General features: G+C 66.0%; 26 protein-coding genes. 14 read left to right on the forward strand and 12 right to left on the reverse strand.

Annotated elements, in window-relative coordinates:
* Positions 1 to 10 precede the first annotated feature (10 nt).
* Positions 11 to 2,353, reverse strand: a complete 2,343-nt coding sequence (locus ACVW1B_RS32145; RefSeq protein WP_253606309.1) for a mechanosensitive ion channel family protein — start codon at positions 2,351 to 2,353, stop codon at positions 11 to 13.
* A 313-nt stretch (positions 2,354 to 2,666) separates the two neighbouring features.
* Between ACVW1B_RS32145 and ACVW1B_RS32150 the strand changes: the two genes are divergently transcribed.
* On the forward strand, positions 2,667 to 4,397 hold the full coding sequence (locus tag ACVW1B_RS32150; RefSeq protein WP_253606307.1) for an ATP-dependent Clp protease adaptor ClpS: 1,731 nt from the start codon (positions 2,667 to 2,669) through the stop codon (positions 4,395 to 4,397).
* Between the two features lie 7 nt (positions 4,398 to 4,404).
* Here ACVW1B_RS32150 and ACVW1B_RS32155 read toward each other — a convergent pair whose 3' ends face one another.
* Entirely contained in the window at positions 4,405 to 6,495 is a 2,091-nt protein-coding gene (locus ACVW1B_RS32155; protein ID WP_253609866.1) for a tetratricopeptide repeat protein, read from the reverse strand.
* Between the two features lie 332 nt (positions 6,496 to 6,827).
* Between ACVW1B_RS32155 and ACVW1B_RS32160 the strand changes: the two genes are divergently transcribed.
* On the forward strand, positions 6,828 to 7,292 hold the full coding sequence (locus ACVW1B_RS32160) for an Rrf2 family transcriptional regulator (protein WP_253606301.1): 465 nt from the start codon (positions 6,828 to 6,830) through the stop codon (positions 7,290 to 7,292).
* On the forward strand, positions 7,279 to 8,097 hold the full coding sequence (locus ACVW1B_RS32165) for a class I SAM-dependent methyltransferase (protein ID WP_253606299.1): 819 nt from the start codon (positions 7,279 to 7,281) through the stop codon (positions 8,095 to 8,097). Before ACVW1B_RS32160 ends, ACVW1B_RS32165 begins: the two co-directional genes overlap by 14 nt.
* Positions 8,098 to 8,137: 40 nt before the next feature.
* Here the strand turns inward: ACVW1B_RS32165 and ACVW1B_RS32170 are convergent, their stop codons facing one another.
* The 9 genes from ACVW1B_RS32170 to ACVW1B_RS32210 form a co-directional block, all read right to left on the reverse strand.
* Positions 8,138 to 8,305 (reverse strand): hypothetical protein, encoded by a 168-nt coding sequence (locus tag ACVW1B_RS32170; protein WP_168857300.1) that lies wholly within the window; start codon positions 8,303 to 8,305, stop codon positions 8,138 to 8,140.
* A 50-nt stretch (positions 8,306 to 8,355) separates the two neighbouring features.
* On the reverse strand, positions 8,356 to 8,775 hold the full coding sequence (gene mscL / locus ACVW1B_RS32175) for a large conductance mechanosensitive channel protein MscL (protein WP_057018930.1): 420 nt from the start codon (positions 8,773 to 8,775) through the stop codon (positions 8,356 to 8,358).
* A gap of 79 nt (positions 8,776 to 8,854) precedes the next feature.
* Entirely contained in the window at positions 8,855 to 9,139 is a 285-nt protein-coding gene (locus tag ACVW1B_RS32180; protein ID WP_253606297.1) for a hypothetical protein, read from the reverse strand.
* Positions 9,140 to 9,216: 77 nt separating this feature from the next.
* The gene (locus ACVW1B_RS32185; RefSeq protein WP_253606295.1) at positions 9,217 to 9,627 is read right to left on the reverse strand and encodes a DUF3597 domain-containing protein; all 411 of its coding nucleotides are present in this window, start codon (positions 9,625 to 9,627) and stop codon (positions 9,217 to 9,219) included.
* A gap of 283 nt (positions 9,628 to 9,910) precedes the next feature.
* Positions 9,911 to 10,411, reverse strand: a complete 501-nt coding sequence (locus tag ACVW1B_RS32190; RefSeq protein ID WP_253606293.1) for a GTP-binding protein — start codon at positions 10,409 to 10,411, stop codon at positions 9,911 to 9,913.
* Entirely contained in the window at positions 10,411 to 12,162 is a 1,752-nt protein-coding gene (locus ACVW1B_RS32195; RefSeq protein ID WP_253606291.1) for an OmpA family protein, read from the reverse strand. Before ACVW1B_RS32195 ends, ACVW1B_RS32190 begins: the two co-directional genes overlap by 1 nt.
* Before the next feature lies 1 nt (position 12,163).
* The gene (locus tag ACVW1B_RS32200; RefSeq protein ID WP_233442850.1) at positions 12,164 to 12,529 is read right to left on the reverse strand and encodes a hypothetical protein; all 366 of its coding nucleotides are present in this window, start codon (positions 12,527 to 12,529) and stop codon (positions 12,164 to 12,166) included.
* A gap of 160 nt (positions 12,530 to 12,689) precedes the next feature.
* Positions 12,690 to 13,346, reverse strand: coding sequence for a response regulator transcription factor (locus ACVW1B_RS32205; RefSeq protein ID WP_028335911.1), 657 nt, complete (start codon positions 13,344 to 13,346; stop codon positions 12,690 to 12,692).
* A 49-nt stretch (positions 13,347 to 13,395) separates the two neighbouring features.
* On the reverse strand, positions 13,396 to 14,466 hold the full coding sequence (locus ACVW1B_RS32210; protein WP_253606289.1) for a sensor histidine kinase: 1,071 nt from the start codon (positions 14,464 to 14,466) through the stop codon (positions 13,396 to 13,398).
* Positions 14,467 to 14,714: 248 nt separating this feature from the next.
* Here ACVW1B_RS32210 and ACVW1B_RS32215 point away from each other — a divergent pair, with 248 nt between their 5' ends.
* The 5 genes from ACVW1B_RS32215 to ACVW1B_RS32235 all read left to right on the forward strand — a co-directional run bounded on the left by ACVW1B_RS32215 (position 14,715) and on the right by ACVW1B_RS32235 (position 17,912).
* Positions 14,715 to 15,029, forward strand: a complete 315-nt coding sequence (locus ACVW1B_RS32215; RefSeq protein WP_225161524.1) for a hypothetical protein — start codon at positions 14,715 to 14,717, stop codon at positions 15,027 to 15,029.
* A 212-nt stretch (positions 15,030 to 15,241) separates the two neighbouring features.
* The gene (locus ACVW1B_RS32220) at positions 15,242 to 15,694 is read left to right on the forward strand and encodes a MarR family winged helix-turn-helix transcriptional regulator (RefSeq protein WP_253606287.1); all 453 of its coding nucleotides are present in this window, start codon (positions 15,242 to 15,244) and stop codon (positions 15,692 to 15,694) included.
* Positions 15,695 to 15,734: 40 nt separating this feature from the next.
* Positions 15,735 to 16,337, forward strand: coding sequence for an isochorismatase family protein (locus tag ACVW1B_RS32225; RefSeq protein WP_253606285.1), 603 nt, complete (start codon positions 15,735 to 15,737; stop codon positions 16,335 to 16,337).
* Positions 16,324 to 16,653, forward strand: a complete 330-nt coding sequence (locus tag ACVW1B_RS32230) for a hypothetical protein (protein WP_253588658.1) — start codon at positions 16,324 to 16,326, stop codon at positions 16,651 to 16,653. The genes ACVW1B_RS32225 and ACVW1B_RS32230 overlap by 14 nt, the downstream gene beginning before the upstream one ends.
* Positions 16,650 to 17,912, forward strand: coding sequence for an MFS transporter (locus tag ACVW1B_RS32235; RefSeq protein WP_253606283.1), 1,263 nt, complete (start codon positions 16,650 to 16,652; stop codon positions 17,910 to 17,912). The genes ACVW1B_RS32230 and ACVW1B_RS32235 overlap by 4 nt, the downstream gene beginning before the upstream one ends.
* A gap of 67 nt (positions 17,913 to 17,979) precedes the next feature.
* Here ACVW1B_RS32235 and ACVW1B_RS32240 read toward each other — a convergent pair whose 3' ends face one another.
* Complete coding sequence (locus ACVW1B_RS32240) at positions 17,980 to 18,156, reverse strand: MJ0042-type zinc finger domain-containing protein (RefSeq protein WP_253606281.1); 177 nt, start codon at positions 18,154 to 18,156, stop codon at positions 17,980 to 17,982.
* 392 nt (positions 18,157 to 18,548) lie between these two features.
* Here ACVW1B_RS32240 and ACVW1B_RS32245 point away from each other — a divergent pair, with 392 nt between their 5' ends.
* The 6 genes from ACVW1B_RS32245 to ACVW1B_RS32270 all read left to right on the forward strand — a co-directional run bounded on the left by ACVW1B_RS32245 (position 18,549) and on the right by ACVW1B_RS32270 (position 26,093).
* The gene (locus ACVW1B_RS32245) at positions 18,549 to 19,256 is read left to right on the forward strand and encodes a TetR/AcrR family transcriptional regulator (protein WP_253609865.1); all 708 of its coding nucleotides are present in this window, start codon (positions 18,549 to 18,551) and stop codon (positions 19,254 to 19,256) included.
* 19 nt (positions 19,257 to 19,275) lie between these two features.
* On the forward strand, positions 19,276 to 20,247 hold the full coding sequence (locus ACVW1B_RS32250; protein ID WP_253588656.1) for an ABC transporter permease: 972 nt from the start codon (positions 19,276 to 19,278) through the stop codon (positions 20,245 to 20,247).
* A gap of 42 nt (positions 20,248 to 20,289) precedes the next feature.
* Positions 20,290 to 21,306 (forward strand): sugar ABC transporter substrate-binding protein, encoded by a 1,017-nt coding sequence (locus ACVW1B_RS32255; RefSeq protein WP_028340412.1) that lies wholly within the window; start codon positions 20,290 to 20,292, stop codon positions 21,304 to 21,306.
* 76 nt (positions 21,307 to 21,382) lie between these two features.
* On the forward strand, positions 21,383 to 23,506 hold the full coding sequence (locus tag ACVW1B_RS32260; protein ID WP_253606279.1) for an ABC transporter permease: 2,124 nt from the start codon (positions 21,383 to 21,385) through the stop codon (positions 23,504 to 23,506).
* Positions 23,503 to 24,600: a hypothetical protein gene (locus tag ACVW1B_RS32265; protein WP_456822720.1), complete on the forward strand. Its 1,098-nt coding sequence runs from the start codon at positions 23,503 to 23,505 to the stop codon at positions 24,598 to 24,600. Before ACVW1B_RS32260 ends, ACVW1B_RS32265 begins: the two co-directional genes overlap by 4 nt.
* The gene (locus tag ACVW1B_RS32270) at positions 24,597 to 26,093 is read left to right on the forward strand and encodes a sugar ABC transporter ATP-binding protein (protein ID WP_212054233.1); all 1,497 of its coding nucleotides are present in this window, start codon (positions 24,597 to 24,599) and stop codon (positions 26,091 to 26,093) included. Before ACVW1B_RS32265 ends, ACVW1B_RS32270 begins: the two co-directional genes overlap by 4 nt.
* The last annotated feature ends 13 nt before the right edge of the window (positions 26,094 to 26,106 follow it).

Here is a 26,106-nt window from a genome sequence, read left to right on the forward strand (position 1 = left end):
GAGCGCCGGATCAGCCCGCCGCGCGGCGCGGCTGGGCGTTGGTATCGGGCTCGGAGGGTGGAGGAAGCTGCATCAGGATGGTCTGGCCCATCGAGGCGATCTCGATGCCCTCCTCCTGGAAGCGCCGTTTCATGCGGCGGTTGAACTCGCGTTGCACCGCCCAGCGGCCGCTATCGGTGCAGCGGATCTGGCCGACGATGGTCACGACCGAGCCGTCGACCTTGTCGACGCCCCACAATTCGAGGTCGCCTCGAATGAATGCGCGATACGCCGTCTCCTGGCGCATCTGGGCGACGATGTCCTTCAGCACCTCGCCGGCGCGGTCGGTGTCCTCCTTGTAGGACACGTTGACGCTGACTGCGGCATTGCCGGCGCCGCGGCTGGAGTTGGTGATCGTGGTCACCGCGCTGAACGGCACCACGTGCACCGAACCGTCGCCGGCGCGCAGCCGCATGGTGCGGATCGAGACGTTCTCGACCACGCCCGAGAGGCCCGACACCGTGACGTTGTCGCCGACCTGCACGGTGTTCTCGATCAGGAGGAACAGCCCGGTGATCAGATCCTGCACCAGCTTCTGCGAACCGAAGCCGATCGCGATGCCGACGATGCCGGCGCCGGCCAGCAGCGGCGCGACATTGACGCCGATCTCGCTGAGCGCCGTGAGGCCGACCACCGCGACGATCATGCAGAACAGCGCGGTTCGCAGCATCGGCTGAAAGGTGCGCAAGCGCGCGGCGCGGGCGTAATGCCCGTCGCGCGACAGGGTGTCGATCTGCCGGTCCATCAGCGCATTGGCGACTTCCCAGATCACGGCCGCGGCCAGCGCGGCAATGCCGATCGTCACCAGCGCCGAGATCAGGCGGCTTCCGATCTGGCCGCCATAGAACCAGACGATGGCATCGACGCCCCAGACCTCGAGCAGCGCGACGAAGCCAATGAAGGCGATCACTGCCGTGACCACCTTGCGCAGCAGCGGCAGATAGCGGTTGGCGCGCGTCTCCAGCCCCGGGAAGCGCTGGATCAGCTCCGGGCTGATGCGGAAGCCGCGATCGATCAGGCTCAGCACCACCATGGTGACGAGGCGGGTAACCAGGAGCACCGCGACGGTGCCGACGAAATATTGCAGCAGCAGCGAATAGCCGTTGCGGATGTTGAGCGCCCACACTGCCCACAGCGCGAGGTCGAGCGCGATCGCCAGCACATGCCAGAGCGCCGCGAGCCGGTTGCGCGTCCGCGCCGCAAGCCCGGTGCGATCGGCCGGCGCGCGGATGGCGTCGGCGACCTGGCGGCGGCACTGCAGGATGATGACGACGACGAACAGATGCACGACCAACATCACGAGCCGGATCAGCGCGGCATAGCCGGCGCGATGCAGCCCGAGCAGCAGCGCGACATTGGCAAAGGCGATGCCGGAGACGCCGACGGCGACGATGCGCCGGGCCCAGATCTCGATATAGGCCGCAGTCTCGGCACGGACGCGGAACAGGCCGAACGGCCCTGCCAGCGCGCGCACCGCGCAGATCAAGACGCGCGAGAACACATAGGCGTTGACGACGGCAAGGATCACGAGCCGCGTGGTCGATTGATCGCCGATCTCGGTGCCGAGCAGCGCGGTGGCGATGCCGCCGAACACGACGACCGGCAGCAATTCGAGCAAAAGGCGCCCAAGCACGAAGGGCAGCCGGACCAGCGACTGCCAGGCCCGCGCCAGGCTGAGCCGGCGCCGCTGCAACTCGGGCGCCGGCGTGACGTCGGCAACCGACGACGGCGGATCGACGATGGCGAGCGTCTGCACCGGCATGCGCGCGGTCTGCGGCAGCCGCGCTTCCAGGAACGCGACCGGCCGCTTGATCAGGCGGAACACCACCCATTCGGCGGCCAGCGCGCAGCCGAACACCAGCGCCAGCTTCCAGGCGATATCGATCAAGAGGCCATAGGCGACCGGATCGTTGGCGGTACGCACGAACCAGTAGTAGAACGCCGGGAAATGCGTCAGCGTGCGCGCGACGTCGGCGACCTCGCGCGACATCTCGCCGACCTGCTCGGACACCATCAGCAACAGCTGTGCGCCGAGGCTGTCGGCAGTGAGCGGGATCGGCGAATGCTGCTCCGGCGCCGGCTCCGCGGCGGCCGCCTGCGGCGAGACATTGGCGATGGCGCGCAGCGTGTTGATGATCTCGCCGCGCTTCTTGTCGTCCTGCAGCGTGTCGAGCGCACGTTTCGCCTGCTCGGGCGTCAGCGCGTTACCGGTAACGGGTTGCGGCGGCGCCGGCTTGGCGGCCGGCTGCGCAAGCGCGGGAGAGACGAACAAGGTGAAGACGAGAAGCAGCGCAAGGCGAAGTTTGTGCGACACGAGGGCCTCATAAAATAACTGCGCGACCGCAAACCCTTGGGAGGAATCTGCTCTCGCGCTCGCGCCATGTCGGATACTCCTTTTCGCCCCGATGGTGTGTCGGAAGTTTGCCGCTGTGACGGCCATCTCTTGGCATTTGCCGCAACACAATCGTCACAGGCGTTGAGCCGCGTTTACACTTCCAGTGCGCGTTCCCGGCCGATCGGCTCACTACACGTCAGGGATGAGACCGCAGAATCTTTCGCTTGACGCGCAGTAGCCGCCGTGATGTTCTTATTTTGTTCTTTTGTTCCCAATTGCGTTCGGGGGTCTCATGCACGACGTTTTTGCCGAGAACGGCCCGGTCAGGCTCTTCATCCATGATGACGACGAGACACCGATAGAATTCATGCGCAACCTGCTGCGCACGGTATTCGGCAAGTCCCGGAAAGAGGCTGTTGCCGTCACTGCGCGAATCGAGGCCCAGAACGGATTCGCATGCGGCCCCTATCCCGCGACGGTGGCCAAGGCACTGCTGGAGTCCGCCCAACAGCTGATCCGCAACAACGGGCATCCATTGCTGATCACCGCATCGGCCGCCGACGCGGCCCGGCCGTGCGATCTCTGTGGCGCGCTGGAGCCCGTCACCGACGTGTTTCTCATCCGCCGGACAGTCTGCCTGTGCGGCAACTGCCTGATCGCCGCGCGGGCAAGCTCAGAAAATCTACCGAGCGAGGAGTTCAGATATGCCTTCATGGCGCTCGATTGGCATTTTGCCGGGACGCCGCGCAATCAGATCATGACCCGGTCGCGACAATTTCCCGGTCACATGCGAGCGGACGTCCAGATCGCGATCGACAAGTTGTTCGATGTGCCGATCCATTTCTTCGGCATTCATGAGCAACACCGCTATGAGACCCTCGCGATTGCCTCGCTGATGGAGAACAGCCGCAACGCGCCGCCGATCGCGCCGCCGCAGTATCACGACGTCGACGTTGGCGAGCCTGAGTCGGTGAAATGCCTGACCAATGGCTTGTGGCTATGCCAAACCGGAGAGCTGCGCTACGCGGTGCTGCTCAGCTACCATCGTGATTATCAGACCGAGCCGGGCTTGCGGATCGAGCTCGCGGTGCCCGCAGGCGTCGCCGGAAACGCCTTGGTGCAGCGGACCTTTGCCGAGCTGGAAGCGGCCGTGCACGCGGCACGATCCTATCGCGGCAAGATCCTGTCGCTGGAGGATGCCGCCGACTATCGCGGCCGCGCGCGCGGCGTGACCGTGCATCGCCTGCCGACGGTCGCGCGCGATGACGTGATCCTGCCGGACCGGACGCTGCGGCTGCTCGACCGCAACGTGCTCGACTTCGTCGAAAGCCGCGATCTGTTGCGCAAGCTCGGGCAGTCGACCCGCAAGGGCATCCTGCTCTACGGCCCGCCCGGAACCGGCAAGACCCACACCATTCGCTATCTCGCCACCAACCTGCCGGATCACACCACACTGATCATCACCGCCGAGCAGGTCGGCCTGCTCGGCGCCTATATGAGCCTCGCGCGACTGCTGCAGCCGACCATGGTCGTGATCGAGGACGTCGACCTGATCGCACGCGACCGCGAGGACATGGGCGGACCGTGCGAGGAATCGCTGCTCAACAAGCTGCTCAACGAGATGGACGGCCTGAAGGAGGACTGCGACATCCTGTTCGTCCTGACCACCAACCGGCCCGAGGAGCTGGAAGGCGCGCTGGCCGGCCGGCCCGGCCGCATCGACCAGGCCATCGAGGTGCCGGTGCCCGACGAGACCGGGCGCGGCAAGCTGATCCGACTGTACGGCAAGGGCCTGCCGCTCGAACCGCCCGTGGTTGACGCAGCGGTGCAGCGCACCGCCGGGGTCAGCGCCGCATTCATCAAGGAGCTGATGCGCCGCATCGCTCAGGCCAGCATCGCCCGCGGGGGAGGCCGGGATGTCACTGCTGACGACATCGACGCAGCGCTGAACGAGATGCTGTTCGACGGCGGCCGGCTCAACGTGAAGCTGCTCGGCGGCGCGCAGGGGATGAGTGCGGGGTGATGGCCGGTCAACGCGCTAAACGTGCCGGCAACAGCAACTCGCGCTCGCCGCCGGCGAGCCGCGCGAGTTCGTCCGTCACGCGCGCCAGCGCGCGATCCCAGGCCTGCGGTCTGTCCTGGCGGAACAGCCGCATGGTCGGATACCAGGGTGTGTCGGCGCGATCGCGCAGCCAGCGCCAGTCGAGCGCATAGGGACACAACATCCAGACCGGGCGGCCAAGCGCGCCGGCGAGATGCGCCACCGATGTGTCGACGGCGATGACGAGATCGAGCGCGCAGACGGCCGCCGCGGTGTCGGCGAAATCGCCGAGCGTCGGCGCGAGGTCGACGATACCTGCGCCAAGACGCCGCAGCACCGGCGCATCGTCCGGCCGCGGCTCCTTCTGCAGACCGTAGAGCTGCACGCCCGATGTGACCAGCCGCGGCAGCACGGCGTCCGCCGGCAGCGAGCGCTGGCGGTCGCCCTTGTGCTTGGGATTGCCGGCCCAGACCACGCCGACCTTCAGCGCGGTCACGCCGGCGAGCGCCTCGCGCCAGCGCGCGAGCTTGCCGGCATCCGCCCGCAGATAGGATATCGGTGCGGGAATGGTCTCGACGGTGGTGCGGAAGATCCGCGGCAGACTGAGCAGCGGCAGTTGCAGATCGAACGGCGGCAGCGGCTCGCCGCGCGCGAACACCGCGACATCAGGCAGCATCGGCCGCAGCAGCGCGACCAGCGCCGGCTGCACCTGCAGAATGATCCGGCCGCCCCTGCCCGCCAGCATCGGCACGTAGCGGACGAAATTGATGGCGTCGCCGAGTCCATATTCGGCAAACAGCAGCAGCGTGCGTCCGGCGAGCGGCTCGCCCTGCCATTCCGGCTCGTCGAACACGGGATCGCCGTCGCTGAGCATCTTGGTCTTGCGGCGCCATTGATACTCCTCGAAGCCCTCCTCGAACTCGCCGTTCATCAGGAGGAAATGCGCGTGGTTGTAGTGCGCGAGCGGCTGCTCGGGATCGAGTGCAATCGCCCGGCGCGAGGCCACCAGCGCCGCATCGATCTCGCCGGCATTGCGCAGCGCGACCGCGAGGTTGGCGTGGCCCTTGGCATAGAGCGGCTCGAGCTCGACGGCGCGCCGATGCGCGGCGACCGCGGCCTCGACCAGGTTCTGCGCCTCGAAGATGATCCCGAGATTGGTGTGCGCGGCGGCGTAGTCCGGCTTCAGCGCCAGCGCGAGCTCGGCGCAGGCGATGGCGTCGTCGAGCTGTCCGAGCTCGAACAGGCAGGCGCCGAGATTGTTGAGGATGACGTGATCGGACGGGTCGCGGGCCGAGACCTGGCGATAGATGCGGACGGCCTCCGCGCGCTCGCCCGCTTCGTGCAGCACCATCGCCAGCAGGCGCTGCGGCGCGATGTTGTCGGGATCGAGTGCAATCGCGCGGCGGTAGTGCAGGATTGCGTCCTCCAGCAAGCCCTGGCGACAGAGCGCCGCGCCAAGGCCGCAATGCAGTCCGGCATTGTCGGGATCCGCGGCAAGTCCGCGGCGATAGGCCGTGGCGGCCGCTTCGTGCCTTCTCTGATCGCTCAGCACATTGCCGAGGTTCAGCCAGACGCCGCGGTAGACCGGATCGCGCGCGATCACCTCGCGATAGGCCTGCTCCGCCTCGGCCGGCCGCTGCTGCCCGGCCAGCGCGACGGCGAGGTTGAACCGCGCCCGCGTCAGGCCGCCATCGAGTGCGATCGCGCGGCGGAACGCGGTCTCGGCCTCATCGAAGCGCGACAGATCGCACAATGCGACGCCGAGCTTGATGTGCAGGCCGGCATCCTGCGGCCGCAGCGTCACGCCGCGCTCGAACGCCGCCACCGCGCCTTCGTGCTCGCCCTTCACGGCGAGCGCATCGCCGAGCGTGGCGAAGGCCGGTGCATGATCCGGATCGAGGTTGAAGACCCGGTTCAGCAGCATAGCACCTTCCGCGACACGATCGGTCACGAAAGCGATGACGGCGGACAGATGCAGCGCCGGAACATGGTCGGGATCGGCGGTGAGGATGTCGCCGCACAGCGTGCCGGCCTCCGCCGCGCGGCCCGCGCCATAATGCGCCACCGCATCCCGCAACATCCGATCGACCGCCACGCTGCCCACGATACCGCCCCTGCCAAAGTCCCCGATGCGGATTAAACGGGCGCCGCCGCGAAATCCGGCACGCGAATCCCGGTTAAACAATCAAAGCCAACGTGCAGGTCCTTGATCACTTCTCCTTCCCCCTGAAAGGGGGAAGGTCGGGATGGGGGTCAGCCGCAGACGACGCTGCAAGTGGAGCGAGCTGATCCCCACCCGCTTTGCTCTGACGAGCAAAGCTACCTCCCCTTTTCAAGGGGAGGTAGGAGGGCGACCAGGAGCCCGCCATCGCCCCCTTGACGGCCGCCGCTTCATGTAACATATGACGTTACATGATCCGCGATAGCCGCCTGTCCAGTGTCCTGCATGGCCTGCTCCACATGATCGGGGCAGGCGAGCCGGTGACGTCGGAGCAACTTGCGCAGGCGATGGCCACCAACCCGGTGGTGGTACGCCGCGTGATGGCGGGGCTGCGCGAGCAGGGTCTGGTGCATTCGGAGAAGGGCCATGGCGGCGGCTGGACGCTGGCGCGCGATCCGGCCGACATCACGCTCGCGGACATCTATCGCGCGGTCGGCGCGCCCACGATCGTTGCGATGGGCCATCGCTCGGAAAATCCCGGCTGCCTGGTCGAACAGGCCGTCAACGACGCGCTCGGAGACACGTTTCGCGAGGTCGAGGCGCTGTTCCTGAAGCGGCTCGGCGCGGTGACGCTCGATGCGCTCGCGAAGGATTTCAAGCGCCGGCTCGCCAAACACAAACAAAATCTCGAGGACCAGATTCATGCAGTCAAGTGAGCAGGCGAAACCTCTGCCGTACAACGATCCCGCGCACTGGGACAAAATGGTCGCCGCCTATGAGGCGCAGTCGCAGCCGTTCACGACGCTGTTCGCCGACGCCGCGGTCGCAACGCTTCCGATCGACCCGTCATCCAGGGTGATCGACGTCGCCACCGGCACGGGCGCCGCGGCACTTGCCGCCGCCCGCACCGGCGCTGACGTCACCGCGGTCGACTTTTCCGCCGGCATGGTGGCACGGGTCCGTGCGCATGGGCTTCCAAATATCGAGGCGCGCCAGATGGACGGCCAGGCGCTCGACCTGCCGGATGCCGCCTTCGACGCGGCAGTGTCGGTGTTCGGCGTGATGCTGTTTCCGGACTGGCGCGCCGGCCTGTGCGAGATGGCACGGGTGACGCGACCGGGCGGATCGGCGGCGATTGCGGTCTGGAAGAGCGCCGACGGTGCCGCCGTGCATCTCTTGCTCTCGCAGATCATCCGGCGGCTCTATCCCGACAATGTCACGCCGATGCCCTGCACGGGCCTCGCCGAGCTCGCCGACCCCGGCCGCCTCGCCGCTGCGCTCGTCGCCGCCGGCTTCTCCGATCCTGTCGTCACCGAGATCACCCACGACTTCAAACTCAATGTCGCCAATCCCGGTGACGTCGACAAATTGTTCGAGTTCATGCCGCATTGGAGCGGGCTCGATACAGACCAGAGCGCCGCAGTCGCGCGCGCCTTCCGCGCCGAGATCGAGCGCAGGCGGGTCGGCGACAGCTTCGCGATTCCGTCGACCGCGCTGATCGCGACGGCCCGGCGGGCTTGACCGAAACGGCCGCGATCCGGCCATGCGAGGTCACGGCCGTCTAGCGCTTGTCGTCGTCCGGCTTTTCTTCATCGCTCGGCGGCTGCAGGCCGGGACTGTTGGCCCAGCGATCGAGTTCCTCGATGACCCGCCGGTGGCTCGGCCGTAGCGGCTCTGCACCGCCGGGCTCTTGCGACAATTTTCGGGGCAGCTTGACCTGATCTGGCATGGCTAGGCTCCAGAGCTGGGGGCTGTACGCAGTGGCATTCGCAGCGATTGCTACGCGCGCGACTTGAGGAGATCGCGGATCTCGGTGAGCAGCTCCTGATCCTTGGTCGGCTTCGGCGGTTCGGCCGGCGCCGCGGGCGCTTCGCGCTTGAGCTGGTTCATGAGGCGGACCACGATGAACAGCACGAAGGCGACGATCAGGAAGTTGAGCGTCAGCGTCAGGAAGTTGCCCCAGGCCAGCACGGCGCCCTGCTTCTTGGCATCGGCCAAGTTGGTCGCCGTCACCGATTTCGACAGCGCGGTGAAATAGTTGGAGAAGTCGAGCCCGCCGCTGACCGCGCCGATGATCGGCATGATGACATCGGCCACCATCGACGAGACGATCGCGCCGAATGCCGCGCCGATGATCACGCCGACGGCGAGATCGACGACGTTGCCCTTCATGGCGAATTCCCTGAATTCCTTCAGCATGTGATCTCCTGTTTTCCAAATGAATGCCGTGGCACGGCCCGGCGACCGGGTCGCCGACCGCTCCAAGGGGGGCGAAGGATTATTTGCGATCGGCCGGCTTCGCGGGTGCCGCGACCGGCTGCGCAGGCGCGGCCTGCTCCCACGGCGCCGGCAGGATGACCCGCGCCGGCGGCGGGTTCTGCGTAGCGCGCTGCACATTCGCATTTTCCGGCCGCGGTTCGTCGCCGGAATAATCCGCGCGGGCGATGGCGATATCGATGCCGAGCGCCAGCGCGACGGATCCGAGTGCCGCGCCGACCAATACGGCGGACCGCACCACACCAGCGCGCGGCCTGTTCAGGATGGCAGGATGAGATGAGGTCATCGCAACTGCTCCTCACGCAATACACATCGTTCGGAGCCGTGCGGGCGCGAGCGCCGCGCACGGCTCGAGGCGGGACGTCAGGTCTTGATGTCGTCCGGCAGCTTGCCGCCATTGGCGGCGAGCTTGGCCATCACCTGCTGATGCAGCCAGACATTCATGGTGGCGGTGTTGCTGGTATCGCCGGTGTAGTGCAGCTCCTTCGCGAGCTCCTTGCGCGCCGCAAGACTGCTGTCGAGGCCGAGCGCCTTCATCAGGTCGACGATCGAGCTGCGCCAGTCGAGCTTCTCGCCGGTCGCCGCGGCCGCCTTGTCGACGATCGCGGCGACGTCGACGGTTTGTGGCGCCGCCGTGCCGGGCGCAGCAGATGCAGACGTCGATGTCGATGTCGATGGCGCTGCGCCGGGCGCGGCCGTCGTCGTGCTCTCAGCGGTTTTGGCCTGGGCGCCGTGGCCGAAGATTGCCCCCATGATGCTGCCAAAAATGCTCATGATCTCTCGCTCCGTGCGCCCGAGACACCGTTCGTCCCGTGGCTGTTTCCAGTGACGGGGCGGACGATAGGCAGGCCATTGGCCGAGCGGAAGATGACCATCGTCACTATCGGAGTGTGGGACGGCGTGGTGCTGTCGGCGGGGAAAGCGTGCGGCTTTCTGCGGGCCGCGCGAGAGCCTTTCATCGTACGCCCCACGTGCGATGAAGTCAGCCGTCCCGGCCCGATTCGCCAGCCCCGAGAAGTCGGGACGGCTGACACAGACGTGTGCGCGTTGTCGCTAACTAGAGCTGGCGGCGGCGGATGGTCTGGGCGAGTTCGATAAAGCTCTCGGCAATGCCGACGCCGGTCTTGGCGCTGACCGACTTGACGCTCGACTTCGCAAGCCCGGCAATCGCGCCCGCGCTGCCCGCGGCTTCCGGCAAGTCGATCTTGTTCAGCAGCGCCCGGTAGGGCCGGCCGGGGAAGCGCTCCTCGAAGCCGCGGACCAGTTCGACCATGCGGGTCACCGTCTGCGGCCGCGTGACGTCGGACACGATGATGGCGGCGGATGCGCCGGTGACATAGACCGTGTCGAAGATCTGCGTGCCGAAATCGCCGTCGGTGTCCCACAGCACGAGGCGCATCGGATCGCTGCCATCCGCCGACGCCACGTCGTGGCTCAGGATCTCGACGCCCAGCGTCGATTTGTACTGGCCCTCGAACCGGTTGTAGATCAGCCGATAGAGGATCGACGTCTTGCCGACCCCCATATCGCCGAGCAGCATGACTTTCGCGGTGAGCATCAGCGGGCCACTTCGCCTCGATAGACCGTCTCGAACGCCACGCGGCGGTTGCCGCCGACGGTGGCGTCGACCCGGTCGGTGATCGGCATCGTCGCCGCGCGCGAAACCAAAATCAGCCGCGACGGATCGATCCCCAGCGCGGTCAGCCTGCGCTGGACCTGCTCGGCCCGCTTGCGCGCCAGCGTCCGGTTGGTGCCTTCCGTGCCGCTCTGATCGGCATAGCCGACGATGCGCAGCCTGAGATCGTTGTTCGCCATTAGTCCGGCGAGTTCGCGCAGCTGCTGCTCGGCCTGGTCGTTGTCGAGGACTTCGTCTGAATTGTTCGCGAAGAAGATCGCGGTGGTGGCGATGAAGCGGTCGAGCCGCGCCGCCGGACCGTCGGCGACGGCTTGCAGCTTCGAATATTGCTCGGCCAATTTGGCATACTGCTCGCCGAGCCTGTCATATTGCTCGGTCAGGGCGGCATATTTCTGGTCGCCCGACTTCGCCTGCGCACCGATCGCCTCGCGCATCTGGTCGAGGCTCGCCTGCAGGCGCGTCAGGCTCTGCTGCAGGCCCGCGATGCCGGCCTGCGATGCCGCGACTTGTTCCGGTGCGGACACCAGACCGATGTGGTTGACGATCTTGTACGGTGCCGCGGCCGCGGCGAGCGCATCGATCAACGGCGCGGTTTCCAGCTGGCTCGGCTCGATGCCTGAAACGGCCACGCTTCGGCTGCCGTGATCGAAGTCGAGCCGCAGCGGGAACGAGGCCAGCAACGGCTGCTTTGCGGCGAGCTGTTCCAGCGCCGCCTGGGTCCGCCGCTCCAACAGGCCGCGCGTCACCGATGTCGCGGCAAGCCAGAGCAGCAGCGCGGCCAATGCCGCGAGCAAGGCGAAAAGGATCACCTTGCCGCGCCGGCTCGCGATTCGCCGTGGCGTATCGTCGGTCTCGATCGCGGCTGCCAGCGACGCCAGCATCGGCCCGTCGCAATCCGCACCGCGGTCGATGCGCTCGATCGCATCGAAGAACAACGAGTTGATCCTGGCGTTGTCGGCGGGCCGCAGCGGTCCCAGGCACTCCGCCGCCAGGATGAAGCGGGGCGAGGCGCGCAGCGCGAGCTGCCGTCCGCCGAAATCGAGCGTCTGCAGATTGCCTTCGCCGGCGAGCGCCTGCACGGAGAATTCCAGGATCGCCGCGACCATCGCGCTGAGCAGGTCGGCGCGTTCGTCGGCGGTCGCATCGCGCTTCCAGTCCGCGATCAGGCGGCCATTGCCGCGTTCGATGATCAGGAGCCGGTTGATCTGCGGCGGCTGATCGGCGAGCACGAATTCGCTGATCGGGCGTCCCGTCACCAGCGACTTGACGCGGCCGACCCACAATTGCGCCGAGGTCAACGCATTGATGCGCTGCTCGAGCGAGGCAACCAGCTCCCTGAACGAATTTGCCACCGCGGCGCTGACCAGACGGCCGACGATCGGATAGAGCGCCTCGATCATCTGCTCGCGCGAGTTCTTGATCTCGCTGCGGATCGCCGAGACCACGACCGGCGCAATCGCGCTGGCGAGCTCGCGCGGCCGGTTGACCTCGGCGCGCTCCAGCGCCTCGACCAGGATGCCCGCGGTTGCCGTCTCCAGGCGGTCGGCGTTGCCGACATAGCGCTGCAGCGAGTCGAGGTCGGCCTCCAGCGACGTCAGGCGCGTCGCCTCGGGCTGAAACAGCAATGTCTTGAGCTGCTCGATCTCGCGGTTCTGGCCGGCAGCAGCTGCCATGCTATTTGCCCGTGCGGCCGGATCCCAATCCGCTGATGACCGAGCCGAGCTGGGTGATCGCCGCGCCGACATCCTTCAGCGAGTCGAGCCGCTTCTGCTCGGTATCCCGCTCGAGGTCGGAGAGCCGCGCAGAAAGCGCGGTGAGCTCGTTAGTGAAGTCCGCCTGCATCTGCTTGAGCGATGCCTGCATCTCCTCGCGCAGACCCGAGAGGTTGGTCTCGAGCGAACGTTGCGCGCCGCCGAACAGCAGGTCACGAACCTGATCGATCGCCGCCATGCCATGCGCCGCCGGATCCACGCCGTTGCCGGCCGCCGCAGCGTCCGCCGGTCCGTCCGTACCTTTGGTCTGGCGCTCGATACCCTTCATGGTCATTTCCCGCTTACTCGTAGCCGCGCAATCCGGACCTGCGGTGTCAAAAAGCAAATCCGAAACAACCCTATAGCCAATTTTGCGGGCGCGGCCCAGAGAAAGGCGAGCAATCTCAGCCGGATCAACCGCGTGGTTGTGCGATCACGGCCAATTATTTCTAGTAAGTTATTGCCTTTATTGCGAGTTCTGTACGGTTCTTGACCTGGCATTTCTCCAGAATCGTGCTGACATAGTTCTTCACGGTTCCTTCGGCCAAATGCAGCTGCTCGCCGATCTCGGTGTTGCTCTTGCCCTCGACGATCAGCGTAAGAATTTCATTCTCCCGCGCCGTCAGCCCATCGCGAACCGGCAGCTTCGCCGAGACGCGCGGGCCGCGCAGCCGCTTGAACTCATCGAGGATGCGCGCGGCGACGCCGGGCGAAAGCCCGGACTGGCCGTTGATGACCGCGCGGATGGTCGAGGCGATCTCCTCCATCCTGGCGTCCTTCAAGAGATACGCCTTGGCGCCTGCGCTCACCGCCTCGAAGATCAGGTCGTTGGTCTCGAACGTCGTCAGCACCACGATATGGGTCTGCGGCAATTCACGGAGAATCCGCTGGGTCGCGGCGATGCCGTCGACCCGCGGCATCTGCAGATCCATCAGGATGACGTCCGGCCGATAGCGCCGCGCGAATTCGATGGCCTGCTCGCCATCGGCCGCGCCGGGAAGGATCTCGAAATCGTCGTTCTGCTGGGCGAGCAGCGTCGCGATACCTTCCCTGATCAGCGTCTGATCCTCGGCGATCAGCACCCGTATCTTCTCAATTCTGCTCACGGGCTTTCCGTCATCCTCTCGAAAACGCGTTGCATGCGCGGCAACGAATTCAATCGGCCAGCACGCCGGCGGACGCTGCCGGCGGCACCGCCACGGGGAGCGAGATCCGGACCAGCGTTCCCTGCCCGGGCGCGCTCTCCACCGTGCAGCTGCCGCCGACAAGTTCAGCAAATTCGGCCATGCCAATCAATCCGAAATGTCCTGGAGTCGGGATCGCGGGATCGAAGCCGCGGCCGTCATCGCGGATCTCGACAATCAGCTTGCGGCCGACCGCGGCCGGCTCGTCGAAGGCGTGAAAGGAGACGCGGCGCGCCTGCGCATGCGTCTGAACGTTGCGCAGTGCCTCGCTGAGGATACGCTGAACCGTCAGGCCGCAATCGCGCAGGCCGGAGCGCGCCGCTTCGTCGATCTGGATCGACACCCTGACACCGCTGCGCGCGGCGAAGTCGCTGAGCAGCCCCTCGACATCGGGATCAAGCTTCAGGTCGTCGGGCGTGCGCAGGCGGTCGATGGCTTCGCGGGCGCGGTTCAGGCCGCTCGCGGCCGCATCTTCAGCGGTCGCGAGGCTGTCCGCCACACGGGCGGGATCGGCCGACAAATAATGCCGGATCAGCCGGATCTGGGTCAGCAGCGCCACGATCGAGTGCACCAGCGTATCGTGCAGATCGCGCGCCAGCCGCAGCCGCGTCCGCGCCAGCGAGGCAAAGCGCACCTCCGCGCTCGCCGCCTCGAGCTGCTGCTCCATCAGGCGCCGGGCGCGGCGCTCGCTGCCGAGCAGCGTTTCGACCTGACGGCCGGCAAAATCCGGCATGGCGATGACGAAGTAATGCGCCCCCGCGCCGTTCCACAGCACGACCGCCGTCATCGGCTGCGTGATGTCAGGCGACGCGCCACGCACACCGGCCAGCGCGATCATGTCCCGCTGGCCGCTGGCAAGTGCCGCCAGCTCGGCTTCCATGCCGACCAGCAACACACACTCGCAGCAATCGACGCCGGTTGCGGGAAGCCACTCGACCAGCCGGCCGATCTTCCGCTGCATGCTTCGATCGGCGCCGATGACGGCGAGACCGATGACGTCGGCTTCTGCGGCCGCAAGCAAATCCGCGCTCAGATCGATCATGCGTTGCCCATCAGCTCAGCGAGCAGCCCACTCTGGCGTAAGCCGGCAGCGGTCGCAAACGAATATGACTTTCGTCACAACCGGTCCTGACCTTCGTCAGATGCCGCGGCTGCTCGAAATGCGGTTCTGTCTCACGAATGAGCAACAGCGCAAGCCATGATGTGCCACATGCCGGCGTCCATGGCGATGCCGGCCGGGCGCCGGGCCTCGCGAAAGGTCGCGCCAGTCGGCCGGAATGTGAGCTGACAATGAAGGGCGCACCACGGAAACCGTCGGGCATCGAGCTGCGCATGCTGGCGGAAGCAAGCAAGCCCGCGCGGCGCCGGCGCCTGAGCGCAACCCAGAAGATGGCGTTGCAGGAAGCGCTCGCCGGTCGCCTGCAGCTCTATCCGCGCGGATATGCCGCGAGCAAGACCGGACCGTTCCACTCCCGACGCGCCATTCTCGGACTGGTGCGCGCCGGCCTGATGAGCCTCAGCGCGACGGCGCGCTATGCGGCCGTGACCAGGCGCGCGCGCGAGATGTACGAGGCCGCGGCAAGCAGCGACGCTGCGCCCGAGTAAGCGCGCGCCATTGCGCTGAGGCGCTCGAAGCCCTCACCATCCATTTCATTCCGCGCTGAGGCCGGCGTCACACGCGCGGACGCCCCGCGTGCCGCGCCGATCCGGCCGCGAGCAGCGTCAGACCAGTCGGCTGGCTGCAGCAGGACACGTATGCAGATAAACTGCGAAGATAATCTTTACAGTTTACCTTCATATATGCTATCCGATCCGGCATGAGCAATGTACCGGCCCGTCCCGGCTCGGCGCGCACATCCGCGCTGGCCGAAGATCTTCGCCTGTTGATTGGAACGCTGAAGCGGCGGCTTCGCGAGCAGGGTCAGCGCGAGGACCTCCCGCCCTCCCAGGTCGCGGTGCTGCTTCGCCTCGAAAAGGACGGCCCCGCGACCGTGTCCAGCCTGGCGCGATCAGAGGGCATGCGTCCGCAGTCGATGAGTTCGGCGATATCGGCGCTCGAGGCCGCCGGCCTGGTCCGCGGCGTGCCGGATCCGGACGACGGCCGGCAGACCATCATGTCGCTCACCGATAGCTGCCGCGAGCGGCTGCGCACCGGCCGCGCCGCACGGCAGGACTGGCTGTCGCGCACCATCGCCGCGCGGCTGTCGGCGCGGGAGCAGGACGAACTCGCCGCCGCCGTCGGCTTGCTGAAGCGGCTGGTCGAGGATTGAGCCGGCTGCACTGCGACAGCTTGCGAGAAAGGTAACGACCATGGCCCTGACGACGCTCGATCCGATCACCGCATTGATCGTCATCGATCTACAAAGCGGCCTCATGGGCTGGCCCTTCGCCCACCCGATCGGCGACATCGTGGCTCGCGCCGCCGCGCTTGGCGCTGCGTTCCGACGGCACGGTCTGCCGGTCGCGCTGGTCAATGTCGACGGCAGCTCGCCGGGACGAACCGAGCAGGCGCCGCGCCATGGAAATCTAATTGGAAATCCATTTGGCGGCCCGCTTCCCGATGGATGGACCGATCTCATTCCGGAGCTCGACCGACAGCCCGGCGACATTGTCGTGACCAAGCGAACGCGAGGCGCATTTGCCAGCACCGACCTCGAAGGCCTGCTGAGAGCGCGCGGCGTCACGCAAGTCGTGATCGCCGGCGTCGCCACCGCGGGCGGCGTCGAATCGACGGCGAGACAGGCCTATGAGGCGGGCTTCAACGTCACGCTCGCAATCGACGCCATGACCGATGCGCGGTCGCACGCACATGAATACAGCATCGAGCACGTGTTCCCGCGGCTTGGCGAAACCGGCTCGACGCAGGCGATCATCGATCTCGTTGAAAGGACCAACGCGCATGAACTGGCTTGATCTCGTCGCCTATTTCTTCGGCGGCGTCTTTCTCACCAATGCGATCCCCCACGTCGTCGCCGGCATGATGGGCGAAGCGTTCCAGAGCCCGTTCGCCAAACCGCCCGGCGAAGGCCTGTCCTCATCGACCGTCAACATCGTGTGGGGCTTCTTCAACCTCGCGGTCGGATATCTTCTGGTCTGCCGCGTCGGCGACTTTGGCTTGCGAACCACCAGCGACGTTGCAGCGCTCGGGCTCGGCGGTCTTCTGATCGGCCTGTTCCTGGCGCGGCGGTTCGGGCGGTTTCACGGCGGGAATGAACCTCAGAGAACATGAGACGCGTATTTCGATCGCTCGCGAACTTCAACTACCGGGTCTGGGCGGCCGGCGCGCTGGTATCCAACATCGGCACCTGGCTGCAGCGCGCGGCGCAGGACTGGCTGGTTCTCACCCAGCTGACAAATCACAGCGCGTCCGCCGTCGGCATCGTGATGGCGCTGCAATTCGGGCCACAACTATTATTGATGCCGTGGACCGGCTTTGCCGCCGATCATTTCAACCAACGCAAGCTGCTGATGGCGACCCAGGCGACGATGGGTACGCTCGCACTCATCCTCGGCATTCTCACCGTCACCGGGCTGGTGCAGCTCTGGCACGTCTACACCTTCGCGTTCCTGTTCGGCTGCGCGGCGGCGCTCGACGCCCCGGTGCGGCAGACCTTCGTCGCCGAGCTGGTCAGCGATACCAATCTGTCGAATGCGATCGCGCTGAACTCGACCTCGTTCAACGCCGCGCGCATGATCGGCCCCGCCGTCGCCGGCCTGATTATCGCCTCCGTCGGCACCGGCTGGGCATTCCTGTTCAACGGCGCATCGTTCCTGGCGGTGCTGACCTCGCTGACCCTGCTGCGCACCTCCGAGCTGCGCCCGAACGCGCGCGCCCATCGCACCAAGGGCAGCGTGATGCAGGGCTTCCACTATGTCTGGTCGCGGCCCGATCTCAGGGCGACGCTGATCATGCTGTTCCTGATCGGGACCTTCGGACTGAACTTTCCGATCTTCATCTCCACCATGGCGGTTGGCGTGTTCCACACCGATGCGCGCGGCTTCGGCCTGCTGTCGTCGATAATGGCGCTCGGAACGATGTCGGGCGCGCTGCTGGCAGCGAGCCGCGAGGAGCCGCGCTTCGGCTCGCTGATGCTGGGTGCCGCGATCTTCGGGCTGGGCTGCACGCTCGCCGCATTGGCGCCGAGCTATTGGCTGTTTGCCGCGGCGCTGGTCGTGATCGGCGTCGCCGCGCTGACCGTCACCAACACCTCGAACGCGCTGATGCAGCTCTCGACCGAGCCGGCGATGCGCGGACGGGTGATGGCGCTGCGGCTCGGCGTTGCGCTCGGCGGCACGCCGATCGGCGCACCGATCGTCGGCTGGGTCGCCGATCACCTCGGCCCGCGCTGGGCCCTCGGCGTCGGCGCCGCCGCCGGCTTTGCCGCAGCGATCGTGGCGATCGGCATGCTGTCCCGATCGGGCGGCGAAGCCGAGCGCCGCAGCCAGGAGGCGCGAAGGAGCGAGGTCAACCTGCCGCAGCAGCGTTGAGCATGGCGCCACCGACCGGCGCTGCTACCCTGTGTTTGAGACGTGTCCTTCACGCGAACCGAAAACGCTAGTAGGCGTAGGACGTCTTGCCCGGCTGCACGGTCAGCCGAAAGGCGACGTCGGTCGAACCATCCATCAGCTCGATGATGTGGTCGCACACCAGGCAGCGAAACTCACCCGCGGCGCCGCCTTTCGACGTCAGTTCGATCCGGCGATAGCCGGCCTGGCAATGGGGGCACGTCACGTGAGATTTTCGCATCGAATCAGCAAGCCGTTGCGCTCTTGAGCTTCCCACACGCCCATCATCGGAATGTGACGCCCGTCTAACCGGCGTGCTGGCCGACCAGACTACCTGGAATTTGTGCTGTGCTTTCAGCGCGAAAAGTTCCCGACGATGGCCGGAACGACGACGCGCCCAGGCCGGGCAACACGGCTGCGGACCAAAAAACGAGCGAGCGCTCTCTCAGAAAATTTCATCATCCCCCTTTTCCGGGCGCCATTTCGTGGGCTAGGAATTACGCAAGGGCGTAAAGCCCCAGCCCGGACCAGCAACAAAATGAAATGGTCCGGGAGCATAGCCAGGGAGGCAACGTGGGTCTCGCGCGTCAGCGACCGGGGACGGCGAATGCGTTCGCGATGGACGTGCTTTGCGCACGCATCCTCGAACGTCATCGGGATTCCATCCGGGTCCAGAAAACCCATCTCGCCGTTCCGAATCTCACGCGCATCATCGGCGCCACGCTCACGCTTTCCAACAAGCACGGCTTTCACGCCACCACGCTGCGCCAGCTCGCGGAGGCCTCCGGCCTCAGCATGGGCGGCCTTTATACGTATTTCGACAGCAAGCCGACGCTGCTGTCGATGATCCTCGGCGAGGTCGCCGAAACGGTGGCGGAGGTCCTGAACTCGCCGCCCGCGGACGTGAAGCATGATGCGCGCAAGCATCTGCACTGGATCATCGCGACCCATGTCCGGATGAGCGAGGCGATGCAGCCCTGGTTCGTGTTCTGCTTCATGGAAGCGAAATCGTTTCCTCCGGCGGAGCGCCAGCGCGCCATCGAGATGGAGGTGATGACCGAGAAGATCATCGCCGGCGTCCTCAAGCAGGGCGTCGCCAGCGGTGTCTTCGCGATCGACCAGGTCACGCTGACGGCCTCGCTGATCAAACCGCTGCTGCAGGACTGGTACGTCAAACGCGCCAAGTACCGCAGACGCGGCACCTCGATCGAGGCCTACATCAACACCGTCGGCGCATTCGTCGACGCTGCGGTCGCAGCCAGGACGCGGCCCGGCCGCGTCGCGACCGGCTCCCGCACGAGATCCAGGCAGACGGCGCACCCATAGCCGCAGGAAGGACGAGGCAATGAAGCGATTGCGGTTCAATCAACAGGAGATCGTCTTCGCCGTCTTTGCCGTGCTGTTCCTGGCGTTCTCGATCTTCCTGCGCGGCTTCCTGACGCCGGAGAACATGCTGACGCTGCTGCAGAACGTCGCGGTGCTCGGCATCCTCGGGCTTGCGATGGCGATCGTCGTGATCGGGCGCGGCATCGACATCTCCCTGATCGCAGCGCTCGCGGTGCCGCCGGGGCTCGTGCTGCAGATGGTGCAGAACGGCCACTCGCTGCCGACCGCGCTGGTGACGGCCGTGCTGCTCACGATCGCGTTCGGCCTGGTCAATGGCTGGCTGATCGCCTATGCCGAGGTCCCTTCGCTGTTTGCGACGCTGGCGACCGGCCTGCTGCTCGCCGGCCTCGGGCAGGCCGCGCTGTTTCAGCTCGACGTCGTGCAGTGGAGCGACGGCATGAAGGGCTTCGAGCGACTCGGACAAGGCACCATCCTCGGCATTCCGACCTCGATCGTGATGTTCGCGATCGCCTGCGTCGTGGTCGCGTTCCTGCTGCGCCAGACGCGCTGGGGCGCCTATATCTACGCGATCGGCGATAATCCCTACGCCGCCCGCGTCACCGGCATCCCCTCGCGCCCGATCATCGTGCTGCAATACGTCGTCGCGGCGCTGATCGGCTGCTTCGCGGGCCTCGTGATGGCGGCATCGGTCAACTCGATGCCGACCCGCATCTTCAATTCGACCCTGATCTACGACGTCATCCTCGTCGTCGTGCTCGGCGGCATCGGCCTGTCGGGCGGCCGCGGCGGCGTGCTCAACGTCATCATCGGCACGCTGCTGATCGGCACCATGCTGAACGGCATGACCATCATGGACATTTCCTACGCCGGACAAAATCTCGTCAAGGGTGTCGTCCTGCTGCTCGCCGTCATCACGGATTCATTCCTGAATCCGCGCAACGAAGAAACGGCACAGCAGGGCGACATCTGAACCAAGCCACAAGAACATTCAATCACGACCAAGGAGGAAGCAATGAAATACGCTGTCAGGACTGCAAAGGTGATCGCCGCGGCGCTTGGGCTTGCCGCCATCGCCGCCCCGGCTCTGGCCCAGCAGGGCCTGGACGAGCCGTTCCAGAAGCCGTTCAGGGAAGCCCTCGCCGGCAAGACGGTGGCCTACGTTCCGGTCGCCATGAACTTCGACCTCACCGAAGGCTGGTACGCCGGCATGAAGAAGGAGCTCGAGCCCTTCGGCGTGAAGTTCGAGATCCGCGATCCCAACTGGAACACCAATGCCGGCGCGCAGGCAGTGACCTCGCTGATCTCGGAGAAGCCCGCCGTGATGGTGATCCACAATCCGGACGTGCAGACCTACGCCAAGTTGCTGCAGCGCGCCGAGAACGAAGGCATCTACGTCATCCAGATCAACATGGGATCGGCCTATCGCTCGTCGGCCTTTGTCGGCGCCAACTGGATCGAGATCGGCGAGCGCGACACCGAAGCCGTGGTGAAGGCCTGCCAGGGCAAGTCGAACAAGATCGCGATCGTGCAGGGCGCGCTCTCGGCGGCCGCCAGCGCCTACACGCTCAAGGGCGTCGAGAACGTGCTCGCCAAGCATCCGGAGATCAAGGTGGTCTCGAGCCAGGCGGCCGACTGGGATGCCGCGAAGGCCAAGGCGATCACCCAAACGGTGCTGAAGCAGAATCCTGATCTTTGCGGCATCGTCGGCTTCTGGGACGGTATGGACATCGGCACCGCCGCCGCGGTGAAGGAAGCCGGCCTGACCGGCAAGGTATTCGTTGCGACCTCCGGCGGCGGCGAGCGCAAGGGCGCCTGCGAACTGGTGAAGTCCGGCGCGTTCGATCTCAACATGAGCTACGACGTGCCGACCCAGGCCGCGCAGATGGCCGGCACGATCAAATGGCTGCTGTCGTCGGGCGCCAAGGCCGGCTCGATCAAGGGTTCGGAATACACGACGCTGATTCCGATCACCAAGGAGAACGCGGACAGCCAGACGGCGTGCTGGAATCTCAGTGACCTGAAAAAATAGTCGAACCATTCCCGCTCGACGTCCCGGGCGGCCCCGCCCGGGACGTCGATCTTCCCAAATCGAACGCCTTGCTGGAATGCCGATGCGCGACACCCTGACGAGCCTGCGTTACCGCTACTGGCCGGATCATCTCCTCGGCGAGATCCTGTCCAAGCGTTGGACCGAGACCGCAATACCGGTGATCCTGCTTTTGATCGTCGGCTTCGCGCTCAGCCGTTCCATCGATCACTTCCTGTCGCCGTCGAGCCTTGCCGACACCGCGCGGCAGGCCGGCGAGATCGGCTTCATCGGCCTCGGCATGGCGCTGGTCGTCATTGTCGGCGGCATCGATCTGTCGGTCGGCTCGATCTTCGCGCTGACGGATTTCTGCGCGCTCTATCTGCTCGACGTGCTGAACTGGCCGGTTCCCGCGGTAGTGGTCGCCACCCTCGCCTGCGGTGCACTGCTCGGCGCCGTCAACGGCGTCCTGATCGGCTACTTGCGGCTACGCGCCTTCATCACCACGCTGATCACCCTGATCATCTACCGCTCGGCGTTCGATCTCTTGATCCAGCGCTATTCCAATTCGATCGCCGCGGCCTTCCCCGACATCCCGTCCTGGAATTTCATCGGCGGTGGCGACGTGTTCGGCATTCCAAGCGTCGCCTTGGTCTACATCGCGATCGCGATCTTCGGCCATATCTTCATGACACGGCTGCGCCCGGGCTGGCACATCACCGCGATCGGCGGCTCGCGCCGTTCCGCCTACAACTCCGGCATTCCGGTCCGCCGCACCATCGCGCTCTGCTATGTCGCAAGCGGCGTGCTGACCAGCATCGCCGCGCTGTTCTTCGCGGCCCGGCTCGGCACCGTCGGCGGCGATATCGGCGTCGGCCTCGAGGTGATCGTGCTGACCGCGACCGTGCTGGGCGGCATCACGCTCGGCGGCGGCAAGGGCTCGGTCGCAAAATCGCTGGTCGGCGTGCTGATCGTGCTCTTGATCACCAACGGCCTGACCACGCTCAATGCGCGTGGCGGCATCAACCGCATGGCGCTGGCGGGCATCCTGCTGGTTGCGGCGATGGTCGACATCCGCTGGCAGAAGAACCGCACCCGCATCATCAGCAAGGTCTATGTCGCGCCGACCTATCATGCGCTGCCGCCGCCGCCGGCCACCGAGATCGGCCAGGGCGGCCCGTTCGAGCAGAACGACAAGCTGCGCGACGTCGAACTGATCGGCCTCGGCCGCATCGAGGCGCCGGAGGACGTGATCCTCGATCGCAACAACAATCTCTACGCCGGCTCGCGCCACGGCGACATCATCCGCTTCCATGCGCCCGATTATCAGCGGATGGAGGTGTTCGCCCATATCGGCGGTCAGCCGCTCGGCATGGCGTTCGACCGGCAGGACAATCTCTATGTCTGCATCGGCGGCATGGGCCTTTACCGCATCACGCCCGACGGCACCGTGGAGAAGGCGACCGACGAGACCAACCGCAGCATGCATTCGGTGAACGACGACAGCCGCCTGCGGCTGGCCGACGACCTCGACATCACCGACGACGGCCTGATCTTCTTCTCGGAAGCCACCGTGCGCTACGAGATGGACGAATGGCCGATCGACGGCCTCGAGGCGCGCGGCAACGGCCGCATCATCTGCTACGACACCAAGACCGGCGCCACGCATACGGCGCTGCGCGGCCTCAAATTCCCCAACGGCATCTGCGTCGCCAGCGACGGCCAGTCGATCCTGTTTGCCGAGACCTTCGGCTGCTCGATCAAGCGGCTGTGGTTCGCGGGGCCGAAGAAGGGTCAGGTCGAGGTGGTGATGGACAATCTGCCGGGTTACCCCGACAACATCAATCTCGCCTCCGACGGCAATTACTGGCTGGCGCTGGTCGGCATGCGCAGTCCCTCGCTCGACCTTGCCTGGAAGATGCCGGGCTTCCGCCGCCGCATGGCCAAGCGCGTCCCGGTCGATGAATGGTTGTTCCCGAACATCAACACCGGCTGCGTCGTCAAGTTCAACGAGCAGGGCAAGATCCTCGAATCGTTCTGGGACCTGCGCGGCGAGAACCATCCGATGATCACCTCGATGCGTGAGCATCGCGGTTATCTCTATCTCGGCGGCATCATGAACAACCGGATCGGCCGCTACAAGCTGGAGAACGCCGACCCGAACTTCGTGCAGTATGACAAGCGCTGGGGGAAGCTGTCGTGATCGCGGCCGTCAGGGAATTCGCCAACCGCTTTCTCGGCCGTGGCGAGGCCACCATCACCGTGCCGTCGTTCGACGGCGCGCTCAAGCCGAATCAAAAACTGGAGGCGGCGACGACCTTGCTGGAATGCGAGGCGCTAGAGGATCTCGCAACCGACGGCCGCAACCTCTATGTCGCCGACGGCCGGCGCCTGCTGCGCCTCGACGGCGGCGGCGCGGCCGAGCTGCGCAGCTTCGAGCAGCCGATTTCGGCGCTCTGCGCGCTCACCGGCGGCGGCATCGCGGTCGCGCTCGGCGGCCGCGAGGTGCGGCTCTACGCCGATCCCTCGTCGGGCGAGCCGAGCGTGACGTTCAACGACGCCGCCTTCAACGCGATCAACGCGCTGACGCAGGCCGGCGACGGCACCCTGATCGCAACCGACGGCTCGGCGACCTGCGGCATCGATGATTGGGCGCGCGACCTGATGGAGCTCAACCGGAGCGGCCGCGTGTTCCGGCTCGACCCCAAGAACAAATCGGCGCAGCCGCTGGCCTCGAAGCTCGGCTACGCCTTCGGCGCCTGCGCACGCGGCGACGGCGTGCTGGTCAGCGAGAGCTGGCGGCATCGCCTCGTCCTCGTCTCGAACGGACGGCCGCTGCAGGTCGTGCTCGGCCATTTACCCGTCTATCCGTCGCGGCTGTCGAAGGCCGCGGGCGGCGGCTATTGGCTCACCGCATTCACCGCACGCACCCAGCTGATCGAGTTCGTGCTGCGCGAGCCGGCCTACCGGCGCCGCATGATGGCCGAGATCGACCCGGCCTATTGGGTGACGCCGCGGCTGCGCTCGGGGTTCTCGTTCAAGGAACCGATGCAGGGCGCCCACATCAAGACGATGGGCGTCATCAAGCCGTGGGCGCCGCCGCGCTCCTATGGCCTCGTCATCCGGCTGAGCGAGGACGGCAAGCCGCTGTATTCGCTGCACAGCCGGGTCGACGGCGTCAATCACGGCGTCGTCGCCGCGCTCGAGCTGGGCGGCGATCTTGTGCTGATCGCCAAGGGACCGAGCCGCGTGCTGAAACTGCCCCTCGCCGGGCTCGCCGAGGAGACAGGCTCATGAGCGACACCGTGTTGTCCCTGCGCAAGGCCACCAAGCTCTACGCCGGCGTGCCCGCCATCGAGGGCGTCGATTTCGATCTGCGCCGCGGCGAGATTCACGCGCTGGTCGGCGAGAACGGCGCCGGCAAGTCGACGCTGACCAAGGTGATGGCCGGCGTCGTGACATTGACCTCGGGCGGCATGAGTGTCGATGGCGCGGAGGTCGCGCCGCGGACGCCTCTGGAGGCGCGCAATCTCGGCATCGCCATGGTGTTCCAGGAGAACAGCCTGGTGCCGACCATGACGGTCGCGCAAAACCTGTTCCTCGGGCAGGAGAAATTCTACAACCGGCTGCGCGGCATCTACATCGCCGCCCAGCAGTTCCTGCAATCGCTGAATTTCGACGTGACGCCGACCGCCACCGTGAGCGGGCTCGGCGCCGCCAAGAAGCAGATGGTGGAGATCGCGCGTGCGGTTCTGCACAAGGCCAAGGTCATCATCTTCGACGAGCCGACCGCGTCGCTGACGCCGGAAGAGAAGAAATACTTCTTCGACCTGGTCCGTGACCTCAAGAAGCGCGGCGTCTCGATCATCTTCATCTCGCACGCGCTGGAAGAGGCGCTACTGCTCGCCGACCGCATCACCGTGCTGCGCGACGGCAAGCATGTCATCACCGACGACGCGGCGAAATTCGACCGGGCGGCGATCGTGCAGGCGATGGTCGGGCGCGACCTCTCCAACACGCTGTATGGCGCGCGGAAGACCAGCGTCCGGCCGGCCGGCGCGCGCGTGCTCACGGTGCAGAACCTCAAGATGGCGCCGATGGTGAAGAACAATTCGCTGTCGGTGTTCGCCGGGCAGATCACCGGCGTGTTCGGCCTGGTCGGCGCGGGCCGCACCGAGACCTTCAAGATCGTCTCCGGCGTGTTGAAGCGCGACTTCTTCCACGGCGGCGAAATCATGCTGCACGACAAGCCGGTGCGCTACCGGGTTCCGGCGCCGGCGGTCAAGGCCGGCATCGCCTATGTGACCGAGGATCGCAAGGTCGAGGGCTTCTTCGAAACCGCCTCGATCGCCCGCAACATCTATCTCGGCCTGCTTTCGAAGTTTCCCGGGGGCCGCATGATGTTGTCGCGGCGCGAGACCAATTCGGTCGGCAAGACCTGGACCCAGCGTTTGAAGGTTCGCGCCATCGGCGACGAGGCCAAGGTGGTCGAGCTGTCAGGCGGCAACCAGCAGAAGGTGGTGATCGCCAAATCGCTGGTGCAGGAGCCCGAGCTGATCATCTTCGACGAACCGACCCGTGGTGTCGACGTCGGCGCCATCGTCGAGATCCACGAGCTGATCAACCAGCTCGCCGACGAAGGCAAGGCGGTGGTGGTGATCTCGTCCTATCTGCCCGAGATCATGGCGCTATCCGACCGCATCCTGGTCTCGCGCCAGGGCAAGGTGGTGGAGGAATTCTCCGCGCTCGAAGCCACCGAGGAGAAGATCATGTACGCGGCGATCCATTGACGCCCTGAAGCGC

This window comes from Bradyrhizobium sp. USDA 4502 (genome assembly GCF_054063355.1).